General features: G+C 59.8%; 18 protein-coding genes. 11 read left to right on the top strand and 7 right to left on the bottom strand.

Annotation, left to right across the window (positions count from 1 at the left end; translation table 11 throughout):
- The 11 genes from FOY56_RS00485 (at position 1) to FOY56_RS00435 (ending at position 7,868) form a co-directional block, all read left to right on the top strand.
- A complete protein-coding gene (locus FOY56_RS00485) occupies positions 1–669 on the top strand; it encodes a TetR/AcrR family transcriptional regulator (protein WP_146343824.1) in 669 nt (222 codons plus the stop codon).
- Positions 670–819: 150 nt separating this feature from the next.
- Complete coding sequence (gene yajC, locus FOY56_RS00480; RefSeq protein ID WP_146343823.1) at positions 820–1,107, top strand: preprotein translocase subunit YajC; 288 nt, start codon at positions 820–822, stop codon at positions 1,105–1,107.
- A 30-nt stretch (positions 1,108–1,137) separates the two neighbouring features.
- Complete coding sequence (gene secD / locus FOY56_RS00475) at positions 1,138–2,799, top strand: protein translocase subunit SecD (RefSeq protein WP_146343822.1); 1,662 nt, start codon at positions 1,138–1,140, stop codon at positions 2,797–2,799.
- 1 nt (position 2,800) lies between these two features.
- Positions 2,801–3,769: a protein translocase subunit SecF gene (secF, locus tag FOY56_RS00470; protein ID WP_146343821.1), complete on the top strand. Its 969-nt coding sequence runs from the start codon at positions 2,801–2,803 to the stop codon at positions 3,767–3,769.
- A 36-nt stretch (positions 3,770–3,805) separates the two neighbouring features.
- The gene (locus FOY56_RS00465; RefSeq protein WP_146343820.1) at positions 3,806–4,543 is read left to right on the top strand and encodes a sulfite exporter TauE/SafE family protein; all 738 of its coding nucleotides are present in this window, start codon (positions 3,806–3,808) and stop codon (positions 4,541–4,543) included.
- A gap of 14 nt (positions 4,544–4,557) precedes the next feature.
- A complete protein-coding gene (locus tag FOY56_RS00460) occupies positions 4,558–4,911 on the top strand; it encodes an Mth938-like domain-containing protein (RefSeq protein ID WP_146343819.1) in 354 nt (117 codons plus the stop codon).
- Positions 4,912–5,049: 138 nt separating this feature from the next.
- Positions 5,050–5,664, top strand: coding sequence for a heme ABC exporter ATP-binding protein CcmA (gene ccmA / locus FOY56_RS00455; RefSeq protein WP_146343818.1), 615 nt, complete (start codon positions 5,050–5,052; stop codon positions 5,662–5,664).
- Complete coding sequence (gene ccmB / locus FOY56_RS00450) at positions 5,661–6,317, top strand: heme exporter protein CcmB (RefSeq protein WP_146343817.1); 657 nt, start codon at positions 5,661–5,663, stop codon at positions 6,315–6,317. The genes ccmA and ccmB overlap by 4 nt, the downstream gene beginning before the upstream one ends.
- A 126-nt stretch (positions 6,318–6,443) precedes the next feature.
- The gene (locus FOY56_RS00445; protein ID WP_146343816.1) at positions 6,444–7,184 is read left to right on the top strand and encodes a heme ABC transporter permease; all 741 of its coding nucleotides are present in this window, start codon (positions 6,444–6,446) and stop codon (positions 7,182–7,184) included.
- Positions 7,184–7,339: a heme exporter protein CcmD gene (ccmD, locus tag FOY56_RS00440; RefSeq protein ID WP_146344550.1), complete on the top strand. Its 156-nt coding sequence runs from the start codon at positions 7,184–7,186 to the stop codon at positions 7,337–7,339. Before FOY56_RS00445 ends, ccmD begins: the two co-directional genes overlap by 1 nt.
- Positions 7,332–7,868: a DsbE family thiol:disulfide interchange protein gene (locus tag FOY56_RS00435; RefSeq protein WP_146343815.1), complete on the top strand. Its 537-nt coding sequence runs from the start codon at positions 7,332–7,334 to the stop codon at positions 7,866–7,868. The genes ccmD and FOY56_RS00435 overlap by 8 nt, the downstream gene beginning before the upstream one ends.
- Positions 7,869–7,898: 30 nt before the next feature.
- Here the strand turns inward: FOY56_RS00435 and FOY56_RS00430 are convergent, their stop codons facing one another.
- The 7 genes from FOY56_RS00430 to FOY56_RS00400 all read right to left on the bottom strand — a co-directional run bounded on the left by FOY56_RS00430 (position 7,899) and on the right by FOY56_RS00400 (position 16,319).
- Positions 7,899–9,956 (bottom strand): calcium-binding protein, encoded by a 2,058-nt coding sequence (locus FOY56_RS00430; protein ID WP_146343814.1) that lies wholly within the window; start codon positions 9,954–9,956, stop codon positions 7,899–7,901.
- Positions 9,957–10,193: 237 nt separating this feature from the next.
- On the bottom strand, positions 10,194–10,718 hold the full coding sequence (locus FOY56_RS00425) for a hypothetical protein (protein ID WP_146343813.1): 525 nt from the start codon (positions 10,716–10,718) through the stop codon (positions 10,194–10,196).
- A 147-nt stretch (positions 10,719–10,865) separates the two neighbouring features.
- On the bottom strand, positions 10,866–11,828 hold the full coding sequence (locus tag FOY56_RS00420) for a Hint domain-containing protein (RefSeq protein WP_146343812.1): 963 nt from the start codon (positions 11,826–11,828) through the stop codon (positions 10,866–10,868).
- 484 nt (positions 11,829–12,312) lie between these two features.
- Positions 12,313–13,500 (bottom strand): Hint domain-containing protein, encoded by a 1,188-nt coding sequence (locus FOY56_RS00415; protein ID WP_146343811.1) that lies wholly within the window; start codon positions 13,498–13,500, stop codon positions 12,313–12,315.
- A gap of 207 nt (positions 13,501–13,707) precedes the next feature.
- On the bottom strand, positions 13,708–14,646 hold the full coding sequence (locus tag FOY56_RS00410; protein ID WP_146343810.1) for a Hint domain-containing protein: 939 nt from the start codon (positions 14,644–14,646) through the stop codon (positions 13,708–13,710).
- Positions 14,647–14,651: 5 nt separating this feature from the next.
- Positions 14,652–15,146, bottom strand: coding sequence for a toxin-activating lysine-acyltransferase (locus FOY56_RS00405; protein WP_146343809.1), 495 nt, complete (start codon positions 15,144–15,146; stop codon positions 14,652–14,654).
- A gap of 297 nt (positions 15,147–15,443) precedes the next feature.
- The gene (locus tag FOY56_RS00400; protein ID WP_146343808.1) at positions 15,444–16,319 is read right to left on the bottom strand and encodes a Hint domain-containing protein; all 876 of its coding nucleotides are present in this window, start codon (positions 16,317–16,319) and stop codon (positions 15,444–15,446) included.
- Between the last annotated feature and the right edge of the window lie 102 nt (positions 16,320–16,421).

Raw genomic sequence — 16,421 nt, 5'->3', positions numbered from 1 at the left:
ATGGCCAAACGCACGCGCCCGGTGTTGCACCGGGATGATCCGGACAAGGAACCTTTGGTCGGCCATGTCAAAGTCACGCGGGATGACTGGCTGAACGTCGCTCGCGATATTCTGGTCAGCGATGGCGTTGCCGAGGTCAAGGTTTTGGCCATCGGCGACCGGCTGGGCGTGTCGCGGTCAAGTTTTTATTGGTATTTCAAGAGCCGCAAGCATTTGCTTGAGGTGCTTCTGGACGACTGGGAAGATCGCAATACAGCGACGATAGAACGGTTGTGTGTGAAACCAACGGAGACGATTACCGGCGGCGTGCTGAACTTCTTTCTGTGTTTTCTGGACACAAGCCTGTTTGATCGCGGTCTGGATTTTGCCGTGCGGGAATGGTCGCGGCGGGATGGGTCGGTGCGTCAGCGGATCGATACGGCTGATCGCAAGCGGTTAGAGGCCGTCACGGCCATGTTTGTACGCCACGGGTATGATGAGGCTGACGCCGATGTGCGGGCGCGGATCCTGTATTACATGCAACTGGGGTATCACGCGCTGGATGTGCGCGAGCCGATGGACGTGCGATTTGCGCGGCTGGACGGGTATATCAAGGGATTTACGGGGCAGGAGGCGGACCCGGCTGAAACCGAAGCGTTCCGGCAGCACCTGCCGATTGGCGTGCGGTGATCTGGTGCCGTTTGGCCGGGAAGGCGGATCTTTTTGAACAGACGCCCTGCCGCGCGGGGTACGCGCCTTGCAAACCCCCCAAGCAGCGCTTAGGTTCCGGCCAAATTTCAGCGGGGATCGCCCGCCGACAGACACGAAAAGGACACTTCCATGGATAGTGGTGCAATCGCCCAGTTTCTTCCTCTTATCCTGATCTTCGCGATCATGTATTTCCTGCTGATCCGCCCGCAGCAGAAGAAAGTGAAAGAGCATCAGGCGATGGTCGAAGCGCTGCGTCGCGGTGATCAGGTCGTGACCCAGGGTGGTCTGATCGGCAAGGTGACCAAGGTTAAGGAAGACGGCGAAATCGAAGTCGAGATTGCCGAGGGCGTTAAGGTGCGTGTGGTCAAGGCGACCATCACTCAGGTCATGAACAAGACCGAGCCGGCAAATCAATAAAGCTCTGTAACTTACTCAAAAGGCAGGGCAATGCTGCAAATTGATTCCTGGAAACGGGTCCTGATCTGGCTCGTCTGCGTGGCCGGTTTGATACTGGCCCTGCCGAATGCGTTCTATACGCGCGTCGAGCAAAGCAACGACGCGATCGCCGCCATCGAGATCGGCGCGGACACGCCTGAAAATCAGGCGCTGGCCGCGCAATGGCCCAGCTGGATGCCATCATCCCTGGTGAACCTTGGCCTTGATCTGCGCGGCGGGGCACATCTGCTGGCCGAAGTTCAGGTCGAAGATGTCTATGCCAACCGGATGGAGGCCATGTGGCCCGAGATTCGCGACACACTGCGTCCGGAACGCGCCACCATCGGGACGATCCGCCTGCAACCATCCGAACCGGATGAGATTCGCGTGCGTATTAGCCAGCCCGAAGGCATGGCGCGGGCTTTGGAAGTCGTGCGGGGACTGGCCCGACCGGTCACCAGCCTGACCGCAGCCGGTCAGAACGACATCATCGTTGCTGCGGATGGCAGTGACATCGTGGTGACCTTGTCCGAGGCCGAAAAGCTGGCATCGGATGAGCGCACGGTGCGCCAGTCGCTGGAAATCGTACGCCGCCGGATTGATGAGGTGGGCACCCGCGAACCGACGATCCAGAAACAGGGCATCGACCGCATCCTGATTCAGGTGCCGGGCATCGGCAGCGCGGCCGAATTGAAAAGCATCATCGGCACCACGGCCCAGCTGACGTTCAACCCTGTGGTGAACCGGACGAGCGATCAGAACGCCTCGGCCGGGATTGGCAACAAGCTGGTCCCGTCGATTGACGAGCCCGGACAGTATTACATCATCGAAGCCGCGCCGGTCGTGACCGGTGAGGAACTTGTCGATGCGCAGCCCGCGTTTGATCAAAACGGGCGGCCTGCGGTCAATTTCCGGTTCAACACATCCGGCGCGCGCAAGTTCGGGGACTATACGCGTGACAACGTGGGCAGCCCGTTTGCCATCGTGCTGGATGACGAGGTGATCAGCGCCCCGGTGATCCAGTCACATATTCCGGGCGGGTCGGGTATCATCACGGGCCGCTTCAGTGTCGAGGAAAGCACTCAACTGGCGGTTCTGCTGCGCGCAGGCGCTTTGCCTGCCGGCCTGACCTTCCTTGAGGAACGCACAATCGGCCCGGAACTGGGGCAGGACAGCATCGACGCGGGTAAGGTCGCGACCATGGTCGCCTTCGCGGCGGTGCTGGTCTTCATGGCGCTGAGCTATGGATTGTTCGGCATCTTTGCCAACATTGCGCTGATCCTGAACGTCGCGCTGATCTTTGGCCTGCTCAGCATGATCGGCGGCACGCTGACCCTGCCGGGTATTGCCGGGATCGTACTGACGGTGGGTATGGCGGTGGACGCCAACGTGCTGGTGTTTGAACGTATCCGCGAAGAGCTGAAGACCGCACGCGGACCCAGTCGCGCCATTGAGCTGGGCTATGAAAAGGCGCTGAGCGCCATTCTGGACGCGAACATCACCACCTTCATCACTGCCGTGATCCTGTTCGCCATGGGCTCGGGGCCGGTGCGGGGCTTTGCGATCACGCTGGGTCTGGGCATCATGACCTCTGTCTTTACTGCGATCTTCGTCACGCGCCTGATGATCGTCATGTGGTTCGAACGGCGCCGTCCGAAAACGATCGAGGTATGAGATGCGGCTGAGACTAGTTCCCCAGGAAACCTCGTTCGATTTCTTCAAACGCTGGAAGCTGTGGCTGGGCCTTTCGGCCCTGCTGATGGTCGTCGGATTTGCATCGTTCATGGTGCAGGGCCTGAACTATGGCATCGACTTTCGCGGCGGCACGACGATCCGGACGCAAAGCGCCGAAATGGTCGATGTTGGCGTGTATCGCGATGCGATTGCGCCGCTTGAGCTGGGCGATATCACCATCACCGAAGTGTTCGACCCGACCTTTGCCGAAGATGAAAACGTCGCGATGATCCGCATTCAGGCGCAGGAAGGCGATGAGGCCGTCACCTCCGAGATGACGCTGGCCGTTGAACAGGCCTTGCAAGGCGCTGTGCCGGATATCGAATTCGTGTCTGTCGAATCCGTGGGCCCCAAGGTCTCGGGCGAGTTGATCCAGACAGCTGTAATCGCGGTTGCTTTGGCCATCGGCGCCGTCCTGATCTATATCTGGTTGCGGTTTGAATGGCAGTTCGCATTGGCCGCAGTTGTCGCGCTGGTCCACGACGTAATCCTGACGATTGGCATCTTTTCAGAGCTTCAGATCAAGTTCGATCTGGCCATTATTGCGGCGTTGCTGACCATTGTCGGCTATTCGCTGAACGATACGGTGGTGGTCTTTGACCGGGTCCGTGAAAACCTGCGCAAGTACAAGAAACGCCCGCTGATCGAGGTGATGAACCTCAGCATCAACGAAACCCTCAGCCGGACGGTGATGACCTCGGTCACCACCTTGCTGGCGTTGATTTCGCTGTTCGTGCTGGGCGGCGATGTGATCCGGGGGTTTGTGTTCGCGATGATCTGGGGCGTGATCGTGGGGACTTATTCGTCGGTCTTCGTGGCGTCGTCGATCCTGCTGTATCTGGGCGTCACGCGGGACTGGACCAAACCCGACAAGACCGCCGGGAACCAGTTTGCCAACGTGGATGCCTGATCCCGGGTCTGCCCCGTTTGATACGGTCTGACGGGGATGGATCCGTTCACGACAGACTTCGCCATTCTGAGCGGCGCCGCCTTTCTGGCCGGCGCCGTTCGCGGTTTTGTGGGGTTCGGGGCTGCGATGGTCTACCTGCCATTGGCCGCCCGCGTGCTGGATCCGGTGGATGCCATCGCGTCGATGATCGTGATGGAGCTGATCGGGCCGCTGCCGATGATGCCAAAGGTGATCCCGCATGTGCACAGGGGCGATCTGGCCCGGCTGGTGCTGGGCACGGCGCTGGCTTTGCCGCTTGGTTTGGCTGCACTGTTGGTGCTGGACCCGGGCCTGTTCCGGATCATCGTTGCTGCGGTGTCGCTGACCATGCTGACCGGTCTGGCGATGGGCTGGCGTTACAGCGGTCAGTTGCGCCCACCGATGGTGTTCGGTACCGGCGCGGCTGCGGGGTTTCTGGGCGGGGTTGCGGGGATACCCGGACCTCCGGTGATCTTCATCTACATGGCCAGCCCGCATCCCGCACAGGTGATCCGCGCCAACATGACGTCTTTCCTGTTCGCCTATGACTGGATGATGCTGGGACTGCTGGCGCTCAGTTCGCAGCTCAGATGGGACACCGTGGTGATTGGGGCAATGCTGATCGTGCCCTATATGACTGGCAACCTGACCGGCACCGCGTTATTTGATCCGGAACGAGAACGGATCTTCCGCTGGATCGCCTATGCGCTGATCGCGGCATCGGGCATCGCCGGATTGCCGGTCTGGGGCGGCTGAAGAAAGGAACGGACATGCGTCTGAACGAAGTGACATATACGGATGCGGTGCCGATAGATGGCTACGGTCCCGGCTTCTTTCGTATCGCAGGCACGGTGCATCAGGGTGCCTTGCTGGTCACGTCGACGTCGGTCATGCTCTGGCCGGGCTATGACGACGCCGCGCTGCTGCTCGACCTGGCAGGCAAAATCGATGTGCTGTTCATCGGCACCGGGGCCGAGATCGCTCATATCCCTGCCACGCTCAGAACCCAGCTTGAGGCCGCGGGCCTGGGTGTCGAGGTGATGAACTCGCCCGCCGCCTGCCGCACCTACAACGTCCTGCTCTCTGAAGGTCGCCGGATCGGCGCGGCCCTGATCCCCGTGTGACCTGACCCTGCTTCCTCTTGCTCCAAATATCCCGGGGAGCGCGAGGGGCTGGCCCCTCGCTCCGCCACGGGCCACCCGCACCACGCATGCGGCAAATCTCGCCTTTTGCGCGGGTCGCCAATGGGATAAGCGAAACCCATGACCCTGACCGTCACCAATCTTACCATCTCACGCGGCGGCGTGCCTGTCTTGCAGAACCTGTCGTTCTCGGTTGCGCCGGGGCAGGCGCTGATCCTGCGTGGGCCGAACGGGATCGGCAAGACCACGCTGTTGCGCACGTTAGCGGGGCTGCAACCTGAACTGTCCGGCGATATCGATGGGGCGGAAGATCAGATTGCCTATGCGGCGCATTCCGACGGGATCAAGCCGACGCTGACAGTCACCGAAAACCTGCAATTCTGGGCCAGCGTCTTTGGTACCGACACCATCCAGCCGGCGCTGGACACGTATGAGTTGACCGATCTGGCCGACCGTCACGCCGGCAATCTGAGTGCCGGGCAGAAGCGGCGTCTGGGCCTGTCGCGGCTTCTGGTCACCGGGCGCCCGATCTGGGTTCTGGACGAACCCACCGTGTCACTGGACGTGAATGCCGTGGCGATGTTCGCCGCGGCCATTCGTGCCCATTTGGGGCAGGGCGGCAGTGCGATCATCGCGACGCATATCGATCTGGGGTTGGATGGGACCGTGCTGGACGTTGGCCCGTTCAAGGCCACGGCCTCGGCGGTCGACAGCTTTGACGAGGATTTCCTGTGATCGCGCTGTTGATGAGAGACCTGCGACTGGCGTTTCGGGCCGGTGGTGGCTTTGGCCTTGGGTTGGCGTTTTTCCTGATCGTGACCGTGATGGTGCCATTCAGCGTGGGTCCGGAATCTTCGCTGCTTTCAATCATTGCACCCGGTGTGTTGTGGCTGGGTGCCTTGCTGGCCTGTCTGCTGTCGCTGGACCGCCTGCTGGCGCTGGATTGGGAGGACGGGTCGCTTGACCTTCTGGCGACCGCGCCATTGCCGCTGGAATCGTTGGTCACCATCAAGGCGCTGGCGCATTGGATCACCACGGGGTTGCCGCTGGTGCTGGCGGCCCCTGTGCTGGGGGTTCTGCTGAACCTGCCGATCCCGGGGTTTTTCTGGCTGGTCGTTTCACTTGCGGTTGGCACGCCTGCGTTAAGCGTGATTGGTACCTTTGGGGCCGCGCTGACTGTGGGTCTGAAACGCGGCGGGCTGTTGCTGTCGCTTCTGGTGCTGCCGCTGTATGTGCCGACACTGATCTTTGGGGCCGAGGTTGCGCGCCGGGGCGCTGTCGGGATGGAAACGATGACTCCGCTGCTAATGCTGGGCGGGATCACGGCGGCGGTGATCGCGTTGCTGCCGTTTGCCAGCGCGGCCGTGTTGCGGGTCAACCTGCGATAGGGGCCTGCGCAAGGATTTGATCGCGCGGGGCTGGAAATCCGAGTGCATTTAAGGCAGATCAATGCCAGCCGCCCCCGGGCCTGCCATCTGGGAGCGTAACGACAGACGTTGGGGACCGCGCAACAGATGAATATGAATGCCTTTTGGGAATACGCCAATCCGGTTAAGTTCCTGCGCACGACGGAACGTGTGCTGCCGTTTTTCTGGATCTCGGCACTGGCCTGTCTGGCTGTGGGCCTGATCTGGGGCTTCTTCTTTACACCCGACGATTATCGTCAGGGATCGACCGTCAAGATCATCTATATCCATGTGCCAGCGGCGCTGATGGCGATCAACACATGGTTCATGATGCTGGTGACATCGCTGATCTGGCTGATCCGGCGCCACCATGTCAGCGCTTTGGCCGCACGGGCCGCCGCTCCGGTTGGCATCGTGTTCACGCTGATCGCGCTGGTCACCGGGGCGATCTGGGGGCAACCGATGTGGGGCACATGGTGGGCGTGGGATCCGCGCCTGACCTCGTTCCTGATCCTGTTTCTGTTCTACCTTGGCTATGTGGCGCTGTGGGAAGCGATTGATAACCCGGATACGGCGGCGGATCTGACCTCGGTTCTATGTCTGGTCGGGTCAGTCTTTGCGCTGCTCAGCCGTTATGCGGTGAATTTCTGGAATCAGGGGCTGCATCAGGGGGCGTCGCTTAGTCTGGACAAGGAAGAGAACGTCGCTGATGTGTTTTACCAGCCGCTTCTGGTCTGTATCGCTGGGTTTGTGTTGCTGTTCTTCGCACTGGTGTTTTACCGGACCGGTACCGAAATTCGCGCCCGACGGATCAAGGCGCTGTTGGCGCGTGAAAGGGTGGGGGCATGATGCCGGATCTTGGGAAATACGCTGATACGGTGCTGTCAGCTTATGTGGCGTCCATCGTACTGGTCGTGGTTCTGGTGGTTTTGACCTTGCGGCGCGGTCGCAAGGTGCGGGCAGAGATGAAACAAGTTGAACAGCGGATGTCCAAGAATGGCTAAGATCTCACCCCTCATGGTCATCCCGCCGCTGGTGTTCGGGGCTTTCGTCATGCTGGCGGCTGTTGGCATGTTTCGTGACGACCCTGAATCATTGCCATCGGCGCGCGAAGGTCAGCCCGCCCCGCCGGTGGTGTTGACCGAGTTCCCGGGCAAAGCCGGTTTTTCGGATGAAACCCTGCGCGATGGCAATGTGAAACTTGTCAACTACTGGGCCAGCTGGTGCGCGCCCTGCCGGGTTGAGCACCCAAACCTTGAGGCCTTGGCCAAGGGCGGCATCCCCATCTATGGCATCAATTACAAGGACGATCTGAACAAGGCCAATGCCTTTCTGAACGAGCTGGGCGATCCTTATGTCGCGCAGGGGCGCGATGAAAAGGGCCGTATGGCGCTGGACTGGGGCGTGTATGGCGTGCCCGAGACCTATGTGATCGATGGCGAGGGCACCATCCTGATGCGGTTTGCCGGGCCGATCACGCAGCGCGTGATCGCGGATCGGCTGATGCCCGCCATCGAGGAAGCACGCAAGTAACGCCCGGCGTTGCGACGGGCGCTTAGCTGGTCAGAAGATCATCAGATCGTTTGACAGCAGGGTCTTGTCGGACAGGTTGTCGATGGTCAGGGTATTGCCGTTTCCGAAGTCGAACACGGTATCGCCGTCGATGACGGTGGCATAATCCAGCACATCGCTGATGCTGAGCGCTGCACCGCCCCACAGGGCGCTGTCCAGATGGATCGTGTCGACGTTATCTTCGAAATCGACAATGCGGTCAGCGCCGTCGGCGAAAACGAAGTCATCCAGACCAAGGCCGCCGTTCAGGATATCGTTGCCCGCTTCGCCATCCAGCCAGTCGTTGCCGTCATTGCCCTTGACCAGATCGTTGTCATCGCCGCCGCGCAGGGTGTCGCGCCCGGTGCCGCCGTTCAGAATGTCGTCACCGATGCCCCCCGACAAGTCGTCGTTGCCTGAGCCGCCACTGAGTGAGTCATCGCCTGCGTCACCGCTGAGCGTGTCACCGCCCCGGTTGCCGTTCAGGGTGTCGTTGCCGTTGCCACCGTTCAGCGTGTCGTGTCCGGCCCAGCCGAACATGATGTCGTCACCGCCATCGCCGGACATCACATCCGATCCGAAGCCGCCGCTCATGTTGTCGTTGCCTGTGCCGCCCGACATGGTGTCGTTGCCACCGCCGCCTTCCAGTATGTCATGGCCGCTGTTGCCGTTGATTTCGTCCGATCCGGCCCCGCCGTTGATCGTGTCGTCATCGGCCCCGCCGCTGATCGTGTCGAGACCCGCGCCACCCGTAATCGTATCCGCGCCAATGCCGCCATTGATCGTGTCGTTGCCATGATCTCCGGCGATGGTGTCATTGCCGTCATTGCCGTTGATCGTGTCGGCCCCGCCAAGTGCCGTGATGATGTCATCGCCGTCGGTACCGTTCAGAACTTCGGCGGCCCGGGTGCCGTCGATCACCGAGGGCTGGCCGGGCAGGGGCGTGTCATCGCCGGGCAGGATCAGTTCCTGCACCTCATAGGTCAGCAGCAGGGCGGTGTTGTTGTCAGTGCGCACAAGGTTCTTGGCGCTTGGCAGGTAGGCCCCTGTCGACATCGTGTCCAGCACGACCCCGTCATTGTTGTATTCCACCAGCCGGCCTTCGTGGCGGAACGTGGGGCTGAATTCGAACGCGGTGAAGCCGACGATAAAGCCGCTTTCGGTGGCGATCAGCAACGGGGTGTCCTGATTGCCGTCGGTGTTGGAGTTGACCAGCGTGGCATCAACCGACACCGAGCCGTCAGGATTGTAGATCCTGAACCATGTGGATGTGCCATCGGTGTCCGACCCGGTTGCAATGGCTTCGACCCAGACGATGACATAGCGGCCATCCGACAGGGTTTCGATCTGAACACCTGCCGGGACGCCAAAGCCCGACGACACGCCCTGACTGACCGTGATGGGGCCGCCAATCGCGTTGCCGGTCATGTCAAAGACCTGCGCAAAGGTTTCGCGCGCGGCCCCGGCATCGGTGTCAAGCCATGTGACCACGAGATTGTCGCCGACAACGGCCAGATCGTACATGCCGTAGATCCCGAAAACGTTGGCCCCCAGCACCGATGCGCTTTCGCCAATCACATTGCCATCTGCGTCCGCGATGACCAGCACCGCCGAGGTGAACGTGGCATGGGCCTGAATAAGCGCAATGTTCCCGTTGGGCAGATCAAAGCCCTTTTCCATCATGGATTGATCGTTGCGCGAAAAAGCCCCGGTGGTGATCTGGCTGGCGGGGGCGATCTCTTCCCCGGTTTGGGCGTCCAGTGTCACGACCCAGTTGGTGATCAGCGTTGGGAGCGGGTCGGCGTCGCGGATCTGATAATAGACATTCATCGTGCCGTCGCCGTTGTCGTGCACGTGATAGGTGTCGAGCTTGCCCAACCCAAGTCCACTGTCATCCGCGTATTTGCGGGCTGTAAAGACCTCACCATCGTCGTTGAACGCGCCGATATAGGCGCCGCCTGCCAAAACTGCGGCGTCACCGACGCGGTAGACATAGGTGTTTGGGTTGCCGCCGTTCAGAATGTCTGCCGGATCAAGGTCGATGTTGGGGAGGTCAAAAGCCAGGGTCAAATTCTGTTCCTTCAAAGTGATGTTTGCCGAAAAAATGGCCAGTCAATCCGCAATAATCGCCTTCAAATGCGGCCCCCGAAACAAAGGGGTCTGAAAGCTTGCAAAAAATCTAAGTGTTGGGCTTGTCGTTTGTCAAACGGTGATCTTGTGGGCAACTTGCGATGGGGCGCACAAGAAATAGGCTGAATACTGTGTGGGGTCGGGTCTTGGGTACGTGTGGCGCGTAGAAATGTCGGCCTATCCGCTGGCGGTCAGTTCGTTGCAAGCCTGCTTTGCCTGCGACACCGAAAGCGATTGTCCAACGGTGTCTACGTTCGGGGTGTAGCTGTTGCCAGGTGTTGTTCCGGGGGGCGGGCTCAAGGCGAATTTGACGGACTTCTTGCCGGGTTTGCCGACGCCGGGCGACAGTGTTTGCCAGACAAAAACACGCTGTGTCGTCGTCGCGTCAAGCTGGCCCATGGCATAGGTTGCGGCACCACACCAATAGATCGAATTGTCAGTGTATTCGGCGAAGACTTCGAACAGCCCGTCTTTGATCGGCAGCGCGCTTGATCGGGATTCGTGCCCCGCCGATACAGGCAGCGCTGTGAATGCCAATGCGGAAAGGCCAGCAAGTGATTGTTTGAAAGCCATAATGTTCCCTTTCGAATGTCCGGCGCGGGGCAAGATCGGCCCCCGGTTCACGCTTTGCAGTTCTCGATCTGTTACAGGTTCGATACGCAGGATATCGCGAACCGGATCATTGTTTGCACGATGCTGCATTTACCTCCGGCTGGATCGTACCAGCGGATGCCATTGGGCCGTGACAGAAAAAGCCCGGGACTCTGGCCCCGGGCTTTTGCATGTTGGCTGGGTCGATTTGCGCTGTCTTGTGCGATCTGAGGATCGATCACATAAGACATTCGGCGGTCAGGCGACCCTGTTGAGGCTCAGCTTGCTGCGCAGATGGGACGGCACCTGCCGCGCGCTCATCGCGCGGGGGTAGGGCAGTTCGGTCATCTCGGGCGTGTCGCCATAGAGCGCTTCGTATTCGGCGAAGTTGTCGAACACCCGGCGCGAGACGTTGTCGATGAAGGTTTCGGCAGGCGCACCGTTGGCGAGGATGATTTCGTGGGCCTCGGTCTCGATATGGTAGACGGTGAATGTGTCGCCCATCTCGTCCAGCGGCACGCGGGTGATCGTGGTGCCGTTGACCAGCGCAGACGCGTTACACAGGACGCCATCGATCAGCATCGCGTGGTCGGCGGTGACGGTCAGATCGGAATGCGGCAGGCCATCACCTAGGGATCCGGCCTTGAACCGCACCGGCATCAGGCGTTCGGCGGGGGCGAAGTGGGTCATCACCGTCTGGCGCCCGATCCATTTGACGGGGACGGTTTGACCCTCTGCGGTGCAGATCAGGTCGCCGATTGATAGATCCTGCACCGCAACCTCACCGGAACGGGTCGTGATCGCCGTATCGGAAAGAAAGCAAAACTGAAAACTGTTGATCTGCCCGGTATAGGGGTTGCTGGTGCCCGTGGACGGAAAATCGGTGCTGGGTATGAACTGCCCCGGCTGGCCGGCGGCCGGGCTGGGGATGAAAAGCTCGCTACCGGCGCTTTTGAAAACCGGATAGTTGTTGCCGCCTATGTTGACGGCGTACCCGGTGTAAGTCGCTGTAGTATCGAAATTGTCGCCTGCGGTCGAAACCTCCAGGTTTCCATCGCCATCTTCGGTAAAAGTACTGGAATAACTATCATCTGGGTTAGCGCTTGTCCAAACGATGACTGACCCGGGATCCCCAAAGTTGGCTGGCCCGCCGGAACCATCCTGTACGGAATAGTCGAACGAGAACAATATTGTGAAACCCAAAGTTGAAACTGTTGGCATATGTTAGTCTCCCACTTCGGACTGCCTTAAGGCTGGTCTGATCCAGCCCCGCCGTTACCAATTAATTGCCGGTCACAGACCGGGTAATCTTTTGCAAAATTGCGTCCCTGACGGTCAGGCACACCGGCAGAGGTGCCAATTGCCAAGGCAAAAAGCGCTGATTTCAGATCTGCCGGATGGATAACCCCCTCAAACCGCTCGTCTTCCGCCCCCAAGGATTACCAATTGATGTTGGTCTGACTGCGATTCTAAATCTAGGAATATTAGTTTTCAACAATTATCTTGAATTTGTTAACTGTGGTTTCAGAACAAAATCGCAGCGCGGGCGAGGCTGGCCCACGCTGCGATCTGATCGGAAATCCGCGCCCTGATTTTCAGATGGCGAATTCACACTCCCTTGGTGGGATTTTGCAGCACGTCACCGGCTTGCTTCATTTGTGCCCGGGGCTCCAAACTATACTTGAGTTGCGGGGCGTGTGCGGGATCAGGCCGCACAATCGGCGTTCAAAACGCTTCGCACTTGCTGTGGCACCTGCCGTGCGCTCATCGCGCGGGGGTAGGGCAGTTCGGTCATTTCGGGGGTGTCGCCATAGAGCGCTTCGTATTCGGCGAAGTTGTCGAACACCCGGCGCGAGACGTTGTCGATGAAGGTTTCGGTGGGCGCACCGTTGGCGAGGATGATTTCGTGGGCCTCGGTCTCGATATGGTAGACGGTGAATGTGTCGCCCATCTCGTCCAGCGGGACGCGGGTGATCGTGGTGCCGTTGACCAGCGCAGACGCGTTGCACAGGACGCCATCGATCAGCATAGCGTGGTCGGCGGTGACGGTGAGGTCGGCGTGGGGCAGGCCCGCGCCCAGAGACCCGGCGGCAAAGCGCACGGGCATCAGGCGTTCGGCAGGGGCGAAGCGGGTCGCGACTGTCTGGCGGCCAACCCATTTCACCGTCACCTGGGTGCCGTCCTGGGTGAGGATCGGATCGCCTGATGCCAGTGTTTCGACCGCCGCTGTCCCACGGGGCGTTGCAATAAGCGTGCCCTTGGCGAAGCACAGGGCGAATGAGGTCGGAACGTCGTCGGGAAAATCAGGCGAGGTCAGATCAGAACTTTGATCGCCACTGCCGTCCTGCGTCGACCAGTTTGCGGAATTGCCGATGGCAGTCAGGGCTGTGGAGGCGTCTGGAAAACTGGTGGTGCCCGTGTAAATCATCACGTCTTCATCTAAGTCAATCGACACCAAACCGTTGCTTGCGGTCATGCCGGTGGGAATCTCTCCGGCACCCCCGTCTGTTTCGTTCTGTATCATGGACAGGAACTGGGTCGGGGTCGCGGCGTCGGTCCCCTGATAGGCGTAGATCGCCTCGTCCGCTGCCGCGATCGAAAACGACCCGGATTCGACCAATGTACCTGTATCGGCCACGCCGGATGCCGTGACTGTTTGTGTGACTGCCAGATCGTCAAATGTGATGACGGTGCCGGCCGAGATCGCATCGCCCGTGGTCCAGGTCAGGGTGCCTTCGCCGGTGTTAAAGCTGCTGGTGCCGTTGCTGTATTCCTTGTCGGTGAAGTAGATGACTTCACCGGCCGCGATGTCTTCGGTGGCGAGCAGGGAAAACCCGTCGTTGCCATCCGCATTGAAGCCAACAAAAACCAAGCCGCCTGCGCCAATTGCCATAAGTCCGTCTCCGAAAAACACACATGAGCAACCAGTGATTGCCTTGCAGCACCCTATAGATAAGGAGGCAGCCCGTCAGCGAAAAAGTTAACGAATTGTTAATTCTGATGTGATCGGCAAGCGCTGGCCTGGGCCCGGTCGGATGACCGGGACCGCGTAAACGTCACAAACCGATTGCGTGTTTGCCGAGATCTGCCCCGTTGGAGCTTAGGCCGCCTGTATCATGCGACGAAGACGACCGGGCACCTGCCGTGCGCTCATCGCGCGGGGGTAGGGCAGTTCGGTCATCTCGGGCGTGTCGCCATAGAGTGCGTCGTATTCGGCGAAGTTGTCGAACACCCGGCGCGAGACGTTGTCGATGAAGGTTTCGGTGGGCGCACCATTGGCGAGAATGATTTCGTGGGCCTCGGTCTCGATATGGTAGACGGTGAATGTGTCGCCCATCTCGGTCAGCGGGACGCGGGTGATCGTGGTGCCGTTGACCAGCGCAGACGCGTTGCACAGGACGCCATCGATCAGCATTGCGTGGTCGGCGGTGACGGTGAGGTCGGCGTGGGGCAGGCCCGCGCCCAGAGACCCGGCGGCAAAGCGCACGGGCATCAGGCGTTCGGCAGGGGCGAAGCGGGTCGCGACTGTCTGGCGGCCGACCCATTTCACCAGGCGGCTGTCACCGGCGGCTGTCAGGATCAGGTCTCCGATCTGCAACTTTTCAACAGCGACCGGGCCGTGCGGCGCCGCAATCGGCGTTCCTTTGGCAAAGCAGGTGATCACGATGTTGACGGTGTCGGTGTCAATGTCCCCATTCGAGTCGGTCCCGCTGACCGTGAAGTCCAGGGTCTGGTTTCCGCCATTTGCTGCAAGGTCTGCTGCTGTGAAAGAGAAGCTCATCGCGCCGGATGCGGGATCAAGCGAGAAGGTCCCCCAAGTCGGGGCTCCAGAGGCAGAATAGCTTCCGTCGGAGCCAAATTCTCCATCCCAGCTTGGGCCGAATGACAAGTCGTCCCAGTTGCCGGTGAGGGTAACGGTTTCACCCGCAGATACGTCGACGTTATAGGTGAAAGATCCTCCGGCATCCGCATTCAAAGTGTCGTTACTTGAGGTCGAGTCCGCGCCGGTCACGTTGTAGAGTGTAATTCCGCTGCCCATAGATCTTACTTTCCTTCGAGTGGTCTTGTTTCAACAACGCCCCAGCGGGCGTTTTTTCTTTTCAGCACAACGATCCGCCGGCTTGCGGCGGTGGTGCCTTCGCGGATCCAGCACAGATCCTTGATATGACTTGGGATGTTTTTCAGAAACCAGCGCGCGGCCTTTGATCCGGCCGGATTGTGAAAGGTCGATACCATGTCGATGACCCACATCCGCTGGCCCGAGCGCCAATCGGAGGGTTCAATGGCTTGCCCGGCAAGGAACTTTTGTTCTGCCTCGTCCGAGAAAAACGCCCATGTGATCGCGCAGCGCGGCGTATCCTTTTCCCGAAAGATGACCACCTGGTCCAGGTCGACGGGGGGTTGAATGATGCGGCGCATCCTGTTCAGCGGGACGGTGTCGTGCCGCCCAGAGCGAAAGAAAAGATAGGTCAGCTCGCCCATCTGTCGCAGGCGTTCTGGGCCGGGGTTTTCACCGTCAATCAGCTTGCTCTCAGACACTGGCCTGCCCGCTTTCACTTGTTATTCGCATGTCTGCTTAAGCGCGTGCAGATGCTGTTTCTCGCATATTTGCGTGTAATCCTTTGCATGGCAAGCACTTGTTTCAACGTGCAAAGAAGTGTGGCACCAAAAACAATGTTCTCGGTCTGTGGGCGGTTCTGAGGACATCGACGGTTATGTGGGACGGGTGTTTCGCTGGCGGAGATCCGGGTCCGCGCGCCTGTCGGCGGGGGGGCGACAAAAAAAGGCCCCGGTCGATCAACCGGGGCCGTTTTGTTCGTCTGTGCGGGTCTTGGATCAGGCCGCTTTTTGCGACGCCAGTTTTGCCCGCAGTCGTGCTGGTACCTGACGCGCGCTCATGGCGCGGGGGTAGGGCAGTTCAGTCATTTCGGGCGTGTCGCCATAGAGTGCGTCGTATTCGGCGTAATTGTCGAAGACCCGGCGGGAAACGTTGTCGATAAAGGTCTCGGCCGCCGCACCATTGGCGAGGACGATGTCGTGGGCCTGGGTCTCGATGTGGTAGACGGTATAACGGTCGCCCATTTCAGACAGGGGCACCCGTGTGATCGTGGCGTCGTTGACCAATGCGCTGGCGTTGCACAACACGCCGTCGATCAGCATCGCGTGGTCTGCGGTGACTGTGAGATCGGAATGTGGCAGGCCATTGCCCAGCGACCCGGCGGCAAAGCGCACGGGCATCAGGCGTTCAGCGGCGCCGAAACGTGTGGACACCGTTTGACGACCGATCCATTTCACAGGAACAACGTCGCCGTCCATATTCAGAACAGGGTCGCCGATTTTCAGATCTTCGACCAATGCGACCCCATCAGGGGTGGCGATTTCCGTACCGGGCAGGAAGCACGTCGGAGCCGAGGCTGGGTCGACCGGCCCCAAGTCCCCGTCCTGGTAAGTGGCAGGGAAGGACGCGGATGGGATATCAGTCGTCAACAACTTGACGACGGTGCCATCGGTAAACTGAAGGTATTCAACGCCGCCATCGGTAACGGTGCCTTGAAAGAGGAATGTCGAATTGGGTCCGACATTGGTCAGACTGTCGCCCGTGTCCCAGGTTCCGTCTGTGTTGTTGTTTGAGTTGAAGTCGGCACCGTCAGCATTTGAAAGCTGCGCCCCGCCGGGGCTGTAAGTCACAATGTTGGCTGTGTAAATTGCCATGTCGTTCGTCTCCAAAAAAACCTGTAGAAGATATTAATGAAACGTTAACGATTGTCGTGTTTGGGTCAATGATTTTGTCGTCCAAAAAGAAACGGTGCCAGG

The organism is Falsiphaeobacter marinintestinus, from assembly GCF_007923355.1.
Classification (GTDB): Bacteria; Pseudomonadota; Alphaproteobacteria; order Rhodobacterales; family Rhodobacteraceae; genus Phaeobacter_A; species Phaeobacter_A marinintestinus.
The sequence above is the reverse complement of the archived record's forward strand: the minus strand, read 5'-3'. Positions and strand labels throughout refer to the sequence as shown.

Coding starts and splice junctions, on each gene's coding strand:
- FOY56_RS00420 (WP_146343812.1), bottom strand. CDS start 11,828: ATGCCAACAGTTTCAACTTTGGGTTTCACAATATTGTTCTCGTTCGAC.
- FOY56_RS00460 (WP_146343819.1), top strand. CDS start 4,558: ATGCGTCTGAACGAAGTGACATATACGGATGCGGTGCCGATAGATGGC.
- FOY56_RS00410 (WP_146343810.1), bottom strand. CDS start 14,646: ATGGGCAGCGGAATTACACTCTACAACGTGACCGGCGCGGACTCGACC.
- FOY56_RS00485 (WP_146343824.1), top strand. CDS start 1: ATGGCCAAACGCACGCGCCCGGTGTTGCACCGGGATGATCCGGACAAG.
- FOY56_RS00400 (WP_146343808.1), bottom strand. CDS start 16,319: ATGGCAATTTACACAGCCAACATTGTGACTTACAGCCCCGGCGGGGCG.
- ccmD (WP_146344550.1), top strand. CDS start 7,184: ATGCCGGATCTTGGGAAATACGCTGATACGGTGCTGTCAGCTTATGTG.
- FOY56_RS00435 (WP_146343815.1), top strand. CDS start 7,332: ATGGCTAAGATCTCACCCCTCATGGTCATCCCGCCGCTGGTGTTCGGG.
- FOY56_RS00415 (WP_146343811.1), bottom strand. CDS start 13,500: ATGGCAATTGGCGCAGGCGGCTTGGTTTTTGTTGGCTTCAATGCGGAT.
- FOY56_RS00465 (WP_146343820.1), top strand. CDS start 3,806: ATGGATCCGTTCACGACAGACTTCGCCATTCTGAGCGGCGCCGCCTTT.
- FOY56_RS00425 (WP_146343813.1), bottom strand. CDS start 10,718: ATGCAGCATCGTGCAAACAATGATCCGGTTCGCGATATCCTGCGTATC.
- FOY56_RS00445 (WP_146343816.1), top strand. CDS start 6,444: ATGAATATGAATGCCTTTTGGGAATACGCCAATCCGGTTAAGTTCCTG.
- secD (WP_146343822.1), top strand. CDS start 1,138: ATGCTGCAAATTGATTCCTGGAAACGGGTCCTGATCTGGCTCGTCTGC.
- secF (WP_146343821.1), top strand. CDS start 2,801: ATGCGGCTGAGACTAGTTCCCCAGGAAACCTCGTTCGATTTCTTCAAA.
- ccmA (WP_146343818.1), top strand. CDS start 5,050: ATGACCCTGACCGTCACCAATCTTACCATCTCACGCGGCGGCGTGCCT.
- yajC (WP_146343823.1), top strand. CDS start 820: ATGGATAGTGGTGCAATCGCCCAGTTTCTTCCTCTTATCCTGATCTTC.